Origin of the sequence: Burkholderia sp. S171 (genome assembly GCF_009766085.1) — a bacterium.
Taxonomy (GTDB): Bacteria; Pseudomonadota; Gammaproteobacteria; order Burkholderiales; family Burkholderiaceae; genus Caballeronia.
Map to the genome: position 1 here is coordinate 43,141 of NZ_LMUF01000030.1, position 15,324 is coordinate 58,464.

Annotated in this window: 13 protein-coding genes; 9 read left to right on the forward strand and 4 right to left on the reverse strand. The window is 60.5% G+C overall.

The window, feature by feature from the left end; translation table 11 throughout:
- Positions 1 to 28: 28 nt before the first annotated feature.
- From coaBC to GSQ93_RS14100, 4 genes are all read right to left on the reverse strand, one after another.
- Positions 29 to 1,246 (reverse strand): bifunctional phosphopantothenoylcysteine decarboxylase/phosphopantothenate--cysteine ligase CoaBC, encoded by a 1,218-nt coding sequence (gene coaBC / locus GSQ93_RS14085; protein WP_158936303.1) that lies wholly within the window; start codon positions 1,244 to 1,246, stop codon positions 29 to 31.
- 20 nt (positions 1,247 to 1,266) lie between these two features.
- The gene (lspA, locus tag GSQ93_RS14090) at positions 1,267 to 1,770 is read right to left on the reverse strand and encodes a signal peptidase II (RefSeq protein ID WP_158936304.1); all 504 of its coding nucleotides are present in this window, start codon (positions 1,768 to 1,770) and stop codon (positions 1,267 to 1,269) included.
- On the reverse strand, positions 1,770 to 4,604 hold the full coding sequence (gene ileS / locus GSQ93_RS14095) for an isoleucine--tRNA ligase (protein ID WP_158936305.1): 2,835 nt from the start codon (positions 4,602 to 4,604) through the stop codon (positions 1,770 to 1,772). The genes lspA and ileS overlap by 1 nt, the downstream gene beginning before the upstream one ends.
- Before the next feature lie 163 nt (positions 4,605 to 4,767).
- The gene (locus GSQ93_RS14100) at positions 4,768 to 5,757 is read right to left on the reverse strand and encodes a bifunctional riboflavin kinase/FAD synthetase (RefSeq protein WP_158936306.1); all 990 of its coding nucleotides are present in this window, start codon (positions 5,755 to 5,757) and stop codon (positions 4,768 to 4,770) included.
- Positions 5,758 to 5,946: 189 nt separating this feature from the next.
- Between GSQ93_RS14100 and purN the strand changes: the two genes are divergently transcribed.
- From purN to GSQ93_RS14145, 9 genes are all read left to right on the forward strand, one after another.
- On the forward strand, positions 5,947 to 6,597 hold the full coding sequence (gene purN / locus GSQ93_RS14105; RefSeq protein WP_158936307.1) for a phosphoribosylglycinamide formyltransferase: 651 nt from the start codon (positions 5,947 to 5,949) through the stop codon (positions 6,595 to 6,597).
- On the forward strand, positions 6,594 to 7,895 hold the full coding sequence (locus GSQ93_RS14110; RefSeq protein WP_158936308.1) for an RsmB/NOP family class I SAM-dependent RNA methyltransferase: 1,302 nt from the start codon (positions 6,594 to 6,596) through the stop codon (positions 7,893 to 7,895). Before purN ends, GSQ93_RS14110 begins: the two co-directional genes overlap by 4 nt.
- A gap of 280 nt (positions 7,896 to 8,175) precedes the next feature.
- A complete protein-coding gene (locus GSQ93_RS14115; RefSeq protein ID WP_158936309.1) occupies positions 8,176 to 9,372 on the forward strand; it encodes an acyl-CoA desaturase in 1,197 nt (398 codons plus the stop codon).
- Positions 9,373 to 9,532: 160 nt separating this feature from the next.
- Positions 9,533 to 10,663 (forward strand): quinolinate synthase NadA, encoded by a 1,131-nt coding sequence (gene nadA, locus GSQ93_RS14120; protein WP_158936310.1) that lies wholly within the window; start codon positions 9,533 to 9,535, stop codon positions 10,661 to 10,663.
- Positions 10,663 to 11,556, forward strand: coding sequence for a carboxylating nicotinate-nucleotide diphosphorylase (gene nadC / locus GSQ93_RS14125; RefSeq protein WP_158936311.1), 894 nt, complete (start codon positions 10,663 to 10,665; stop codon positions 11,554 to 11,556). The genes nadA and nadC overlap by 1 nt, the downstream gene beginning before the upstream one ends.
- 435 nt (positions 11,557 to 11,991) lie before the next feature.
- Complete coding sequence (locus GSQ93_RS14130; RefSeq protein ID WP_367889755.1) at positions 11,992 to 12,846, forward strand: transporter substrate-binding domain-containing protein; 855 nt, start codon at positions 11,992 to 11,994, stop codon at positions 12,844 to 12,846.
- 82 nt (positions 12,847 to 12,928) lie between these two features.
- Positions 12,929 to 13,651, forward strand: a complete 723-nt coding sequence (locus GSQ93_RS14135) for an ABC transporter permease (RefSeq protein WP_158936313.1) — start codon at positions 12,929 to 12,931, stop codon at positions 13,649 to 13,651.
- Between the two features lie 40 nt (positions 13,652 to 13,691).
- The gene (locus GSQ93_RS14140) at positions 13,692 to 14,471 is read left to right on the forward strand and encodes an ABC transporter permease (protein WP_158936314.1); all 780 of its coding nucleotides are present in this window, start codon (positions 13,692 to 13,694) and stop codon (positions 14,469 to 14,471) included.
- A 19-nt stretch (positions 14,472 to 14,490) separates the two neighbouring features.
- A complete protein-coding gene (locus GSQ93_RS14145; RefSeq protein ID WP_158936315.1) occupies positions 14,491 to 15,282 on the forward strand; it encodes an ABC transporter ATP-binding protein in 792 nt (263 codons plus the stop codon).
- Positions 15,283 to 15,324: the final 42 nt, after the last annotated feature.

A 15,324-nucleotide genomic window follows, 5' to 3' on the forward strand; every position in this document is an offset into this window, starting at 1 on the left:
GGCAACAGCAATGGACTAAACCAGCAGGCTAAGACAGCAGCGAACCGCCGCGCGGCGCGCGCTTTGCGATCTCGCCGATCAGCAACTTCGCGAGCAGTTTTTTATCGGCACGAGGCAGGCGCGTGATACCCGATGCTTCAAACAGGATGACTTCATTGTCATCGAGGCCGAACGTCAGCGGCCCGAGATTACCGATCAGCAGCGGTACATTCTTGCGCGCGCGTTTCTCCTCGCCATGTACTTCGAGATCGCCGCTCTCCGCCGCGAAACCCACGCAATACGGCGGGTTTGGCAAACGCGCGACGGTTGCGAGGATGTCGGGATTTTCGACGAACGTGAAGGAGGGCAACGGCTGATCGGCGGTCTTCTTGATCTTGTGCTCGCTGAGGTGCTCCACGCGCCAATCCGCGACCGCCGCCACCGCGATAAAGATGTCCGCATCCACCGTGGCGTGCATCACGGCATCGTGCATTTGCTGCGCGGTCTGCACGTCTTCGCGAACCACACCCCAAGGCGTTTCCAGCGCAACCGGACCCGCTACGAGATGCACATCTGCGCCGGCCTGCGCCGCCGCGCGCGCAAGCGCGAAGCCCATTTTGCCGGAGGAGCGATTCGTAATGCCACGAACGGGATCGAGCGGTTCGAAGGTCGGACCGGCCGTAATCAGCACGCGAAGCCCTTGCAGAATCTTCGGCTGGAAGAACGCGCAAATAGCTTCAAATGTCGCTGATGGCTCGAGCATCCGGCCGTCGCCCACTTCGCCACACGCTTGCGCGCCGGAGTCGGGGCCGAGTACTTGCACACCATCGCCACGCAGCTGCGTGACGTTGCGTTGCGTTGCCGGGTTCTGCCACATCTGGCGGTTCATCGCGGGCACGACGAGCAGCGGACAATCGCGTGCGACGCACAGCGTGGAGAGCAGGTCATCGCAATGGCCATGCGCGAGCTTGGCGATGAAGTCAGTCGATGCGGGTGCGATCACGATTGCATCGGCTTCACGCGACAAATCGATATGCGCCATGTTGTTCGCAATCCGCGCGTCCCATTGCGATGTGTACACGGGACGGCCGGACAGCGCCTGCATGGTGACGGGCGTGATGAACTGCGTGGCGGCGTCCGTCATGACGATCTGCACGGTCGCGCCGGCTTTCACCAGCAGACGCGTGAGTTCGGCGATCTTGTAGCACGCGATACCGCCTGACAGCCCAAGTACGAGATGCTTCCCTGCGAGTTCTGCCGTGTCCAACGATGCCTCCGTCAAGCTGGTTATTTCGCCCCGCGCACGCGCCGCAACTCGTCGAAAACGAGCAGCACTGCGCCGATAGTGATCGCGCTGTCGGCGAGATTAAACGCTGGCCAGTGCCACGTATTGACGTGAAAATCCAGAAAGTCGATCACGTGGCCATACGCAATCCGGTCGATCACATTGCCGATCGCGCCGCCCATGATCAGCGCCAGCGCCGTGCAGAACAGCCGCTGCGTGCCATGGCGTTTCAGCAAGTAGCAGATCACGATAGCCGCGACCACGCCGAGCGCCGTGAAACCCCAACGCTGCCAGCCGCCGGCGGTGGCGAGAAAGCTGAACGCCGCGCCGCGGTTGTAGATCAGGAAGAGGTTGAAGAACGGCGTGAGCGCGTGCGGTTCACCATAGGTGAACACGCGGGCGACGGCGATCTTCGACAACTGGTCGAAGAGAATCACGATCAACGCCACGCCCAGCCACGGCGCGAGTGAACCGCTACTGCTTTGTTTCGACATCGTTCTTGCCATTATGCTGCGCTCCGCGTTTCGCCGTTACCGAAGAGATTGGTGATGCATCGGCCGCACAATCCAGGATGTTCCGCTGACGCTCCCACATCGTCGCAATAGTGCCAGCAGCGCTCGCATTTCAGATACGTCGATGCCATCACGTCGACGCCTTCCTCCGCTTCGCTCGCGACCTTCACCAACCGCGCCGCCGATGTAATCATCACGAAGCTGAGGTCATCGCCGAGACTGGTCAACGCGTCATAACGCGCGCCGCTCGCCCGTACATCCACTTCGGCCTGCAGCGATGAACCGATCAAGTTGGCCGTTCGCGCTTCTTCCAGCGCCTTCGTGACGTCGCTGCGCGCCGAGCGGATCAGCGTCCACTTGTCGAGCAACTCGCCGGCGTCGGGCACTTGCGGATAGGTGTGATACACCTCGGTGAAAATGGTGTCGCGGCCAGGTTGCAGGATCTTGTACGCCTCTTCCGCCGTGAACGACAGATACGGCGCGACCAGTCGCAGCAAACCATGCGCGATGTGATGCAGCACCGTTTGCGCCGCGCGGCGTTCGCGCGAATCGGGCTTCATGGTGTAGAGCCGATCCTTCAGCACGTCCAGATAGAAACCGCCAAGGTCTTCCGAGCAGAACGTCGCGAGCTTGGACACCACCGGATGGAACTCGAATTTCTCGTAATGCGCGAGCACATCGTCCTGCAGGTTCTGCGCGAGGGCGACAGCGTATTTATCCATGTCGAGCCAGTCTTCGACCGGACGCGCATCTTTCTCGAAGTCGAAATCGGAGAGATTGGACAAGAGGAAACGCAACGTATTGCGAATCCGCCGATACGTCTCCGTCACGCGCTTCAAGATCTCTTCAGAGATCGCGAGCTCGCCCGAATAATCCGTCGATGCAATCCACAAGCGGATGATTTCCGCGCCCAGCCGGTTCGACACTTCATGCGGATCGACGCCGTTACCGAGTGATTTCGACATCTTGCGGCCTTCGCCATCGACGGTGAAGCCGTGCGTCAGCAGCGCGTTATACGGCGGACGGCCATCGAGCATGGAGGCGGTGAGCAGCGACGAATGGAACCATCCGCGGTGCTGGTCCGAGCCTTCCAGATACAAATCCGCCGGGAATTGCAGCGAATCCTTGTGCGAGCCGCGCAGCACGTGCCAATGCGTCGTGCCTGAATCGAACCACACGTCGAGCGTGTCGCGGTTCTTCTCGTACATGTTGGCTTCATTGCCGAGCAGTTCCGCCGGATCGAGCGTTTGCCACGCTTCAATGCCGCTCACTTCCACGCGCTTGGCCACTTCCTCGAGCAATTCCAGCGTACGCGGATGCAGTTCGCCGGTTTCCTTGTGGACGAAGAACGCCATCGGCACGCCCCACTGGCGTTGACGCGACAGCGTCCAGTCCGGCCGGTTCGCGATCATGCTGTAGAGCCGCTGTTTGCCCCATGCCGGGAAGAACGCGGTGTTTTCGATGCCTTCCAGCGCCGTCTCACGCAACGTGCGCGATGTATCGTTGGGCTTCACGTCCATGCCGGCAAACCACTGCGACGTCGCGCGATAGATGATCGGCGTCTTGTGGCGCCAGCAGTGCATGTAGCTGTGCTTGTACTTCTCGGTTTTCAGCAGCGTATGTGCGCCGCGCAAGGCTTCCACGACCTGGTCGTTGGCTTCCCAGATCGACAGTCCGCCAAACAAAGGCAACGACTCGATATACCGACCATCGCCCATGACCGGGCTGATGATGTCCGAGTCCGTCATGCCATGTGCCTTGCATGACACAAAGTCTTCTACGCCATACGCTGGCGACGAATGCACGATTCCCGTGCCGCTCTCGGTCGTCACGTAATCGCCGAGATACACAGGCGCCGTGCGCTTATAACCGGGGTGCGCCGCGCTCAACGGATGATGAAACCGCAGGCCGCTCAACTTCTCGCCCGTCGTGGTCGCGATGGTCGACCCGTTGAGGTCGTACTGTTTCAGGCATTCTTCCACGCGATCTTCGGCCAGGATCAGCAGACCCTTCTCGGTATCGACGAGGCTATAGACGATCTCCGGATGCACATTGAGCGCCTGGTTCGCGGGGATGGTCCACGGGGTCGTCGTCCAGATCACGACGCCGCCTTCCTGCTTCGGCAACGCGTTCAGGCCAAACGCCTGCGCGGTCTTTTCCGGATCGGCAAACGTGAACAATACGTCGATAGTCGGATCGACCTTGTCCTGGTATTCAACTTCGGCTTCAGCCAGTGCTGAACCACAATCGAAACACCAGTTCACCGGCTTCAGTCCGCGATACACATAACCCTTCTCGAGGATCTTTCCCAACGCGCGGATTTCGCCCGCTTCGTTGGTGAAATTCATCGTCTTGTACGGATTGTCCCAGTCGCCGAGCACACCGAGGCGCCGAAAGCCGAGCTTTTGCTTTTCGATCTGCGCGCTCGCGTAGGTGCGCGCTTTTTCCATCACTTCGCGTGCCGGCAATGACTTGCCGAACTGCTTCTCGATCTGGATTTCGATCGGCATGCCGTGGCAGTCCCAGCCGGGGACATAGACCGCGTCGAAGCCCGCCAGATTGCGCGCCTTCACGATCATGTCCTTCAGGATCTTGTTCACCGCGTGGCCGAGGTGGATGTCGCCGTTCGCATACGGCGGCCCGTCATGCAGGATGAACTTCTTGCGGCCCTTGCTGGCGGCGCGGATTTTTTCGTAGATCTTGTTGTCTTGCCATTCCTTCACCCACTGCGGCTCGCGCTTGGGCAAGTCACCCCGCATGGGGAACGGTGTATCCAGCAAGTTGACCGGATATTTCGACTGGGGCTTGGCTTCTTTCTTGTTGCTCATGGATGACTCGATATCTGTTCGATGATGCGGCGGTGAGGCGGCGGTTCCAAGCGGACAAGCTCGGGAACGGGCTCGAAGGTGCGTGTTTAGCGAGGCAGCGGGCAGCGCGTCGGAAGCTTGATTGGAAACCTTATCGAATCTTCAAGCACCCGGCGCCACGCGCTCACCTAATTCGATCGGTGGCCGAGGTGGCGAAACCGCTGTCGCGGCCACTCGAGTTCACGTCTGCAGCGAAATAAGCGCGGGCGTTGGTGACGTCGCGCGCGATGGCCTTCGTGAGCGTCTCGAGGTCCACGTACTTCTCCTCGTCACGCAGCTTTTTCAGGAATTCGATACGCACGAGCTTGCCGTACGCATCGCCATGCCAGTCGAGCACGAAGGTTTCGAGCATCACGCGGCCGGAATCGTCCACGGTTGGGCGCAGTCCGAGGCTCGCCACTGCCGGCAGCGGCTCGGGTCCGAGCCCATGCACGCGCACGACGAAGATGCCTGCGAGCGCCGGCCGCTTGTGGGCGATCGGCATGTTGAGCGTGGGAAAGCCGAGATCGCGGCCGAGTTTCTGCCCGTGGACCACGTGGCCGCTAATCACATAGGGCCGGCCGAGTGCGAGGCGGGCGGCATCGAGATCACCGGCTACCAGCGACGCCCGCACGCCTGAACTCGAAATACGCGCGCCGTTCAGGTCCGCGACCGTTGCCATTTGCTCGACTTCGAAGCCGTGCTTGCGCCCGGCGTCTTGCAGCGATTCGAAATCGCCGGCACGTTTTGCGCCGTAGCGGAAATCGTCACCGATCATCACCCAGCGTGCGTGCAGGCCGTTCACGATCACGTTTTCGACAAACGTATCTGGCGGCTGGCCGGCGAAGGTGTGATTGAAATGTTCGACCACGACGCGATCCACGCCGTTTGTGCGTAGCGCTTCGAGTTTGTCGCGCAGCATGGCGATGCGGGGCGGCGCGCCGGCGGGATTGAAGAATTCGCGGGGATGCGGCTCGAAGGTCATCACGCAGACCGGCAGGCCGCGGGCGTCCGCGGCGGCGCGCACGTGGGCGAGCAGCGCCTGATGGCCACGGTGGACACCGTCGAAATTGCCGATGGTCAGCGCACAGGGCGCGCGGCTTTCGGCATTGGGTAGGCCGCGAAAGACTCTCACGATATCGGTTGGGTCGGCGGTTGGCGGTTAAATGGGCGTATGCAGTGGTGCAGGGCTGATGCAGCGCGAGGCTGGCAAAGCCGCAAAGCGTTCGATTATAAACGCTCACAGCACAGGACGGAGGCCGAGCCCGCTACGGGCCGGGCGGATTCGCCGGGTTTTGACGGCATCGAATGATAAAATCCGCGGATGAAAAAAATCGTCATCCTGATTTCCGGGCGGGGAACCAATATGGAAACCGTCGTGCGGGCTTGCGCGCGCGACGGCTGGCCGGCCCAGGTGGCGGCTGTCATATCGAATCGCCCAGACGCCGCCGGGCTTGCGTTCGCGGCGGAAAACGGCATTCCTGCAACTGTTGTAGATCACCGTGATTTCACCACGCGCGACGCCTTCGATCAGGCGCTTGCACGCGTAATCGACGGCTTCGAGCCAGATCTCGTCATGCTTGCAGGCTTCATGCGCGTACTGACCGACGCTTTTGTCGATCGATACGCGGGCCGCATGCTCAATATTCACCCGTCGCTGCTGCCGTGCTTTCCGGGCCTCAAAACCCACCAGCAAGCGCTCGATGCCGGCGTGCGCGTGCACGGCGCAAGCGTCCATTTTGTCACGCCGACGCTGGACCATGGCCCCATCGTCGCGCAAGCAGCGGTGCCGGTCATGGCCGGCGACGACGCCGCCACGCTCGCTTCGCGGGTGCTGGCTGTCGAACACATTATTTACCCACGCGCGGTGCGCTGGTTCGTCGAAGGGCGTCTTGCCATCGACGGCGAGCGTGTCGTGCTCACGCCACCAGAGCCGCAATGGCTCTTTGCCGACATTGCCGGGGAGGGCGTATGAGGCTTCATGGATTTTTGATAGGACAAACAGAGACGTTGCTGGCCGATGTTTTACGCTTCAGCGGCCCAGCGGACGCGGCCACCAGCCGCTTTTTCCGCGCGCATCCGAAGCTCGGGCACAACGAACGCGGCGTGATAGCCGAAGCGGTGTTCGCAGTGTTGCGCCGCAAGATGGAGTTTTCGCATCTCGCCGAAAGCGGCAGCGGCAACCTGGCGCGGCGTCTCGCCTTGCTGGGCTTGATGCAGACGGCGGGTTTGTCGGCGGTAAAGCCGTTCATTTCCGCCGATGAATACCAGTGGCTCAACCAGGTGTCGAAGATCGATCCGGGCAGCTTGCCGGTGCGCGTGCGGACCAATTTGCCGCAGTGGATCTACGACGCCATGACAAAGCGCTTCGATACCGACGAGCTCGCGTTGCTGGCCGCGTCGCTGAACTACCCGGCTCCGCTCGACTTGCGCGCGAACCCGATTAAAGCGTCGCGTGAACTGGTTATCAAGACACTGACCGAAGCCGGTATCGATGCAGGCGAAATGCCGTTTGCGCCGTTTGGCGTGCGGGTGGACGGCAAGCCGGCGTTGACACGCCTGCAACCGTTCCAGGATGGCTGGATCGAGGTGCAGGACGAAGGCAGCCAGCTTCTGTGCTCGCTGGTGGCGCCCCGTCGCGGCGAGATGATTGTCGATTTCTGCGCGGGCGCGGGCGGCAAGACGCTGGCGCTCGGTGCAATGATGCGTTCCACGGGCCGTCTCTACGCCTTCGACGTGTCGGATCGCCGGTTGGCAAAACTCAAGCCACGCCTGGCTCGCAGCGGTTTGTCGAATGTGAATCCGGTACTGATCGACAGCGAGCACGACGCCAAGATCAAGCGTCTCGCCGGCAAGATCGATCGCGTTCTCGTTGATGCGCCGTGTTCTGGCCTCGGCACGTTGCGCCGTAATCCGGACCTGAAATGGCGCCAGTCGCCGGAATCGGTGGCGGAATTGACGCCGAAGCAGTTGTCCATCCTGACCAGTGCGGCGCGGCTGGTGAAAGTGGGCGGCCGTCTCGTCTACGCAACATGCAGCATGCTGGAAGCGGAAAACGAGGGCGTGGTCAATCAATTCCTCGCAACGCATCCGGGGTTCAAGCTGGTTCCGGCGCGCGAGGTGCTGGCTGAACAACGGATTGACCTCGACACGGGCGACTACCTGCAACTTTGGCCGCACAAGCACGGTACGGATGGTTTCTTCGCCGCCGTACTGGAACGGTTGCCGGTTGCCGCGAAGGAAGCCGCTGTTGAGGAAGCAGCGGAGGAATAAGTAATATTTGCTCGCGTTGGCCGGCGGAATCGGAAGCGATCCCCGGCCAAAGCTTTCAAAAGCGGGAAATTCGTGTTTACCGCACTAAACAGCAACGCGACTTAGCGGTCAAAATTCCTGCTGACCCTGCGCGAAATCAAAATTTTCCCTAATCGACACAAAGACTTGGAACGCATGACGTAAAATGCCGTCGAACCACGTGCATAATCCTTTCATGCACCCAACAGCCGTCGATCCGGTTTTCGTTCGGCTATTTTTTCCGCCTTTTAGGTAAATTGCCTTGCTGAATTCATCGCTTCAATTTCTCGCCAACGGATTGCTCGACCTTTCGTGGTGGCAGATCTTGCTGTTCACTCTCGTGATGACGCACATCACGATCATCGGCGTGACCGTCTATCTGCATCGTTGCCAGGCGCATCGCGCGCTGGAGCTGCATCCGGCCGTCAGCCACTTTTTCCGCTTCTGGCTGTGGGCCACGACCGGCATGCTGACCGGACAATGGGCCGCAATCCACCGCAAGCATCACGCCAAATGCGAGACCGAAGAAGATCCGCATAGCCCGCAAACGCGCGGCATCTGGAAAGTCTTGCTCGAAGGCGCTGAACTTTATCGTTCGGAAGCCAAGAACGAAGAAACCATGCGCAAGTTCGGTCACGGTACGCCGAATGACTGGATGGAACGCAACGTCTACACGCGTTATCCCATTCTCGGCATCAGCATCATGATGGTCATCGACATTGCGCTGTTCGGCTTTGTCGGGCTGACGGTCTGGGCCGTGCAGATGATCTGGATTCCGTTCTGGGCAGCAGGCGTGGTCAACGGGCTCGCGCACTGGTGGGGTTACCGGAACTTCAATTCGTCGGACGCCAGCACGAACATTTTCCCGCTCGGCATCCTGATCGGCGGTGAAGAACTGCATAACAATCACCACACGTATGCAACGTCGGCCAAGCTCTCGAACAAGTGGTACGAATTCGATATCGGCTGGATGTATATCCGCATCATGTCGGCGTTCAAGCTGGCCAAGGTCAAGAAAATTGCGCCCACGCCGCGTCTGTCAGCTTCCAAGCCGGTGCTCGATCACGACACGCTGCAAGCCGTGCTGTCGAACCGCTATGAAGTGATGGCGCGTTACGGCAAGGCGATGAAGCGTGCGTATCGGCAGGAATTGTCGAAGCTGAAGGAAGGCGGTTCCGCCGACAAGTACCAACTGATGCGCGGTGCCCGCAAGTGGGCGCACAAGGAAGAGGCGGGTCTGGATGAGCCGCAACGCCAGCAGTTGCCGGCGCTTTTCTCCGACAACCACAAGCTGCGCACGTATATTGAATTGCGTCAGGATCTGGCCGCCATGTGGGACCGCTCCAATGCGTCGCGCGAACAACTGCTCGCGCAACTGCAGGACTGGTGTCACCGGGCCGAGCAAAGCGGGATCAAGGCGCTGCAGGACTTCGCATCACGCCTGCGACGCTACGCCTGACGGCAGCAACCCTGCCGACCTTCGTCATCGATATCCGTTAAAATTTCATGACGTCACAAGACCCCGCTCTGGCGGGGTTTTTGCGTTTTGGGACGCAGTATGCGCGGCGTAACCACGACGTATTCACGACGCATTCACGGGACATGGAGACGAGGAAGCGATGGAGCACGCGATTAAAAGCGTCGAGTACGACCGGCCGCAGGGACTGACATGCGGCATCGGCCAAGCGTGGGCGAAAGTGCCGGATGCCCCGTCGCGCGAGGAAAAGCGCGAGTTGAAGGAGCGCATTCGAGCGTTGCTCGTGCGTGAGAAAGCGGTGTTGGTCGCGCATTATTATGTCGATGCCGAGTTGCAGGAACTCGCCGATGAAACCGGCGGTTGCGTGGCGGATTCACTCGAAATGGCGCGTTTCGGGCGCGATCACGCGGCACAGACGCTGATCGTGGCCGGTGTTTGTTTCATGGGCGAGACCGCGAAAATCCTCAGCCCCGAAAAGCGCGTGCTCATGCCCGACCTGGACGCGACCTGTTCCCTCGACCTGGGTTGCCCTGCCGATGAATTTTCCGCTTTCTGCGATGCCCATCCCGACCGCACGGTCGTGGTGTACGCAAACACCAGCGCTGCGGTGAAAGCGCGGGCGGACTGGATGGTGACATCGTCAATCGGGCTGGAGATCGTTGCGGATCTGCATGCGCGCGGCGAAAAGATCCTCTGGGCGCCCGACCGGCATCTGGGCGGTTATATCCAGAAGAAAACCGGTGCCGACATGCTGTCGTGGCAGGGTTCGTGTCTCGTCCACGATGAATTCAAGGGCATCGAACTCGACCTGCTGCGCGTCGAATATCCCGACGCAAAAATCCTCGTTCATCCGGAATCGCCGGAAGCGGTGGTCGCGTTGGCTGACGTGGTGGGTTCCACCACGCAATTGATCGACGCGGCGGTGAGGCTTGAGGCGAAGCGATTTATTGTCGCGACGGATCTCGGGATCCTGCACAAGATGCGGCTTGCGGCGCCGGGCAAGGAGTTCATCGAAGCACCGACGGCCGGTAACAGCGCCACCTGCAAGAGTTGCGCGCATTGCCCGTGGATGGCGATGAACGGCCTGACGAACCTGGCGGCCGTATTGGAACGTGGCCACAACGAAATTTTCGTCGACGCTCAAATTGCGGCGCGTGCACGGCTGCCGATCGACCGCATGCTCGATTTCGCTGCCCGTCACAAGAAGCGCGTCCAGGCGAGCGGTGATCTCGCAAAGGATGTTTCGTTGTTTTCAAACGTAGGAGCGGCGTGATGGTGGCGACGGTGGCAAGTCAGTTGGTTTCTCCCTTACTTGAAGAAATCCGGGCGCTGTACGGCGAGGCATTCGATCAGGCGCTTCAGCGCAACGTCACCGATGCGCTGGCGGAAGATATCGGCGACGGCGACCGGACCGGGCTTCTCGTACCTGCCAACGTGCGGCGTACGGCGCGCATCACGGTTCGCGAAGAGGCGGTGTTGTGCGGCGTTCCATGGTTCGAGGCGGTAATGCGCCGAGTGGATGAATCGATTCGCGTGGAATGGCTGTATGGCGAAGGGGCGCGGATGATCGCCAATACGCCCGTGGTTTTGCTGCATGGGCCGGCGCGCGCGCTGTTGACCGCGGAGCGCAACGGGCTGAATTTTCTTCAGCTGTTGTCGGGCGTGGCAACCGCGACGCGCCGTTATGTGGACGCGATTGAAGGAACGCGAGCGCGGATCCTTGACACGCGCAAGACCTTGCCCGGTTTGCGTCTGGCGCAGAAGTACGCGGTACGGGTGGGCGGCGGCGCGAACCAGCGGCTGGCGCTTTACGACGGCATTCTGATCAAGGAAAACCACATTGCCGCGGCGGGCGGCGTAGGCGCGGCGATGGACGCTGCGCTTGCGTTGAATGTCGGGGTGCCGATCCAGATTGAAGTGGAGACGCTCGAACAGCTTGAAACGGCGCTGGCGCATCGGGCGGAATCGATCCTGCTCGATAATTTCGCCTTCGATGCCATGCGCGATGCCGTGCGGCTGACTGCCGGCCGGGCGGTGCTGGAAGTCTCAGGCGGGGTGAACTTTGATACCGTGAGGACCATCGCTGAGACAGGCGTGGACCGGATTTCCATCGGCGCGTTGACTAAAGATGTGCGGGCCACGGATTATTCGATGCGGCTCGAGTAAAGCGCGGTGGGCAGCAAGCGGGCTTCCGGTCTGATGCCCGCTTGCTGCTTTCAGGCGTGGTGGAATATCGGAAAGGAATATCTGAAGGCAGCGACCCCGCACTGACTCCGGCCATTGAGTCCAAAACCAACCCGCGACTTAACATCGCGACCGGCTACCGCATCTCGTACGTCTCCCTCTTCGTGTCTAGACAACTTCGATAAATTTCCATAAAAGTTGAACGACCGATCGTCAAATCCCACGCCTCAATTGTAGTAAAGCCCCTGTAAGCCTTACCCACCAAGCCAATCAGTATTTTCCCTAACTTCCCCGGTTAGGCGCTGAAAAACATTGCCAGTCATTTTTGTTCATTGCATTCTTGTCTATACAAGTTGGCGTTCGCCACTTGGTCCAACACAACCTTCTTGGAAAAGTGGCTCAACAATGACAGGCAAAATGAAGTTGCTCGCCCGGCTGGCTGCATCGGTGGCCGTCGGTGTAATCGCTCTGGGCGCTGTCAGCGCCCAGGCAAAAGACTGGAAATCCGTCACGATCGCTACCGAAGGCGCGTACGAACCGTGGAACCTGACGCTTCCCGGCGGCAAGCTCGGCGGCTTCGAGCCGGAACTGATCGAGAACGTCTGCGCCCGCATCAAGATCCAGTGCACGCTGGTGACGCAAGATTGGGACGGCATGATCGCCGGCCTGCAAGCGGGTAAGTTCGACGTGCTGATGGACGCGATCTCGGTCACGCCGGAACGCGAAAAAATCATCGCTTTCTCGACGCCGTATGCATCGACGCCCGCCGCTTTCGTGTCTGCCGATCAAAGCCCCGCCACGCTCGCGAAGCAACCCGGCGCAGGCCAGATCGTCAAGCTGACGGGCGACACCGCCCACGACAAAGCCACGGTCGATGCACTGCGCGTCGCGCTGAAGGGCAAGACCATCGGCATCCAGTCGGGCACGGTCTACACCAAGTTCATCGATACGAACTTCAAGGACGTCGCGACCATTCGCGAATACAAGACCGCGCCGGAGCATGACCTCGACCTGGTTGCAGGCCGCATCGACGTCGCCTTCGACGACAGCACCTACTGGGCTTCCGCATTCACCAAGCCGGAAAACAAGGGTCTCGCCTTCACCGGTCCGAAGATCGCCGGAACGGTCTGGGGTCCCGGCGAAGCGCTGGCATTCCGTCAGTCCGACAAGGACCTGAAGGCCAAGTTCGACCAGGGCATCCAGGCGGCACTCGCCGACGGCACGGTCAAGCGCCTCTCGCTGAAGTGGCTGAAGGTCGACGCCACGCCTTGAGGCGTTGCTGATTTACCCAGCCCTGCGAGCGCACCTCTATAAGCGGGCGCGCTCGACGATGTGTCACCGTTGGAGATAAAAGATGAGTCTGGTTCAACTACTCGGCTTCGGCGAGCAAGGGTGGGGCACCACGTTGCTGCTCGCGTTGCTCATGACCGTAATGCTGACGATCGCTGCGCTGGCTGTGGGCGCGGTTTTCGGTGCGATGGTCGCCGCCGCGAAACTGTCGCGCAGCCGCACGCTAAGAATTATCGGCGATGCCTACACCACGCTTTTTCGCGGCATCCCCGAGCTGCTGATCATCTATCTCTTCTACTTCGGCGGCTCGTCGGTGATGACCGCCGTCGGCCACTTCTTTGGTGCCGACGGGTTTATCGGCGTGCCGCCTTTTGTTGTCGGCGCACTCGCCATTGGCCTGATTTCCGGATCGTATCAAGCTGAGGTATATCGCTCGGCCGTGCTCGCAGTGTCGCGCGGTGAGATCGAGGCGGCACGGGCCATCGGCATGTCGACGGCAACGCTTTGGCGGCGCGTGCTGATTCCGCAGGTCATCCGTTTTGCGTTGCCGGGTATCGGCAACGTGTGGCAATTGAGCCTCAAGGATTCTGCGTTGATCGCCGTGACAGGACTCGCCGAACTGATGCGTACGAGCCAGGTCGCCGCCGGATCGACTCATCAATACTTCACGTTTTATATGGTTGGCGGGGCGCTGTATCTGGTCCTTACCAGCCTGTCGAATCGCGTCTTCGACCGCGCCGAAGCACGTGTCGGCCGATCATTTCGCGGCACGCTCGCGCGCCACTGAGCCACCGAGCCACTAATACGATCCCCAAGCGAATCCGACCATGAATATCGATTTCGAATTTCTCGGCGATACGTTGTCGAAACTACTAGCCGCTGTCCCCACCACGCTCGGGTTGTTCTTCGCCTCGCTGATCGTGGGCGGCATGCTTTCTCTTGTGATTGTCGCGATGCGGGTGAGCCCGAACTGGGCGCTTAACCGTTTTGCGCGCGGCTACATCCTGGTGTTCCGTGGCTCACCGCTGCTCATCCAGATGTTCCTTGTGTACTACGGCCTGGGCCAGTTCCCGGCCGTGCGCGAGAGTTTCCTCTGGCCGCTGCTGCGTGTGCCGTATGTGTGCGCGATCGTCTCGCTCGCGCTGTGCACAGCCGGATATACCGCCGAGATTATTCGCGGCGGTTTGCAGTCGGTGCCGCACGGACAGATCGAAGCGGCGCTCGCGGTCGGCATGTCGCGCTGGACCGTGTTGCGCCGGATTATCGCGCCGATCACGCTGCGTTACGCGTTGCCGGCGTACTCGACTGAAGCCGTACTGCTCGTCAAGTCGACAGCGTTGGCCAGTCTTGTCACGGTGTGGGATGTGACGGGCGTCGCGCAGCAGATCATCCAGCGAACCTACCGGACGATGGAAGTTTTCATCTGCGCGGCCGCTATCTACCTCGTGCTGAATTTCATTATCGTGCGGGCGCTGGGCATGCTCGAAAAGAAGCTCTCGCCGCACCTGCGCGATCGCAATGCCACTGCGGCCACTGCGCCGAAGAAGCGTTCACAACCCACGCTCAAAGCGGCGACCGTCCCCGACAGCCAGCATATCGATTCCTGAATCCAAGGGAGAAAACCTCATGAACACAAGCACTTCCATTGCGCTGTCCGCGACCAACATCCACAAGTCTTTCGGCGATGCCCACGTGCTCAAGGGCATTTCCCTCGACGCGCACGAAGGCGATGTGATCTCCATCCTCGGCGCGAGCGGATCCGGCAAAAGCACCTTCCTGCGTTGCATCAACATGCTGGAAACACCCGACGATGGCGAAGTGAAACTCGCGGGCGAAGCGATCGAAATGAAGCGTGGCCGCGATGGACGCCTGCAGCCGGGTAACCGCAAGCAAGTCGACCGGATTCGTTCGCAGCTCGGCATGGTGTTCCAGAGTTTCAATCTCTGGTCGCACATGACGGTCATGCAGAACGTGATCGAAGGGCCGTTGCGCGTGCAGAAGCGCACGCGTGCAGAGTGTGTAGAAGAAGCGGAGCAGTTGCTGACGAAGGTCGGTCTTTACGAGAAGCGCGATGCATATCCCGCGCATCTGTCGGGCGGCCAGCAACAGCGTGTGGCGATCGCGCGCGCGTTGGCCATGCACCCCAAGGTCATGCTCTTCGATGAACCCACGTCCGCGCTCGATCCGGAGCTGGTCGGTGAAGTCTTGCGCGTGATGCGCGCGCTCGCCGAGGAAGGCCGGACCATGCTGGTCGTCACGCACGAGATGGGTTTCGCGCGGCACGTGTCGAATCGCGTGATGTTCCTGCATCAGGGACAAGTCGATGCCGAGGGCGCGCCCGACGACCTGTTCAACGGCCGCTGCTCTGAGCGTTTTCAGCAGTTTGTATCGAGTCATCATTCCCGTACTGCTAACTAAATCAAGCGAGGCTGACGTGTTGGCTAGTTCCTTTTTACCCGT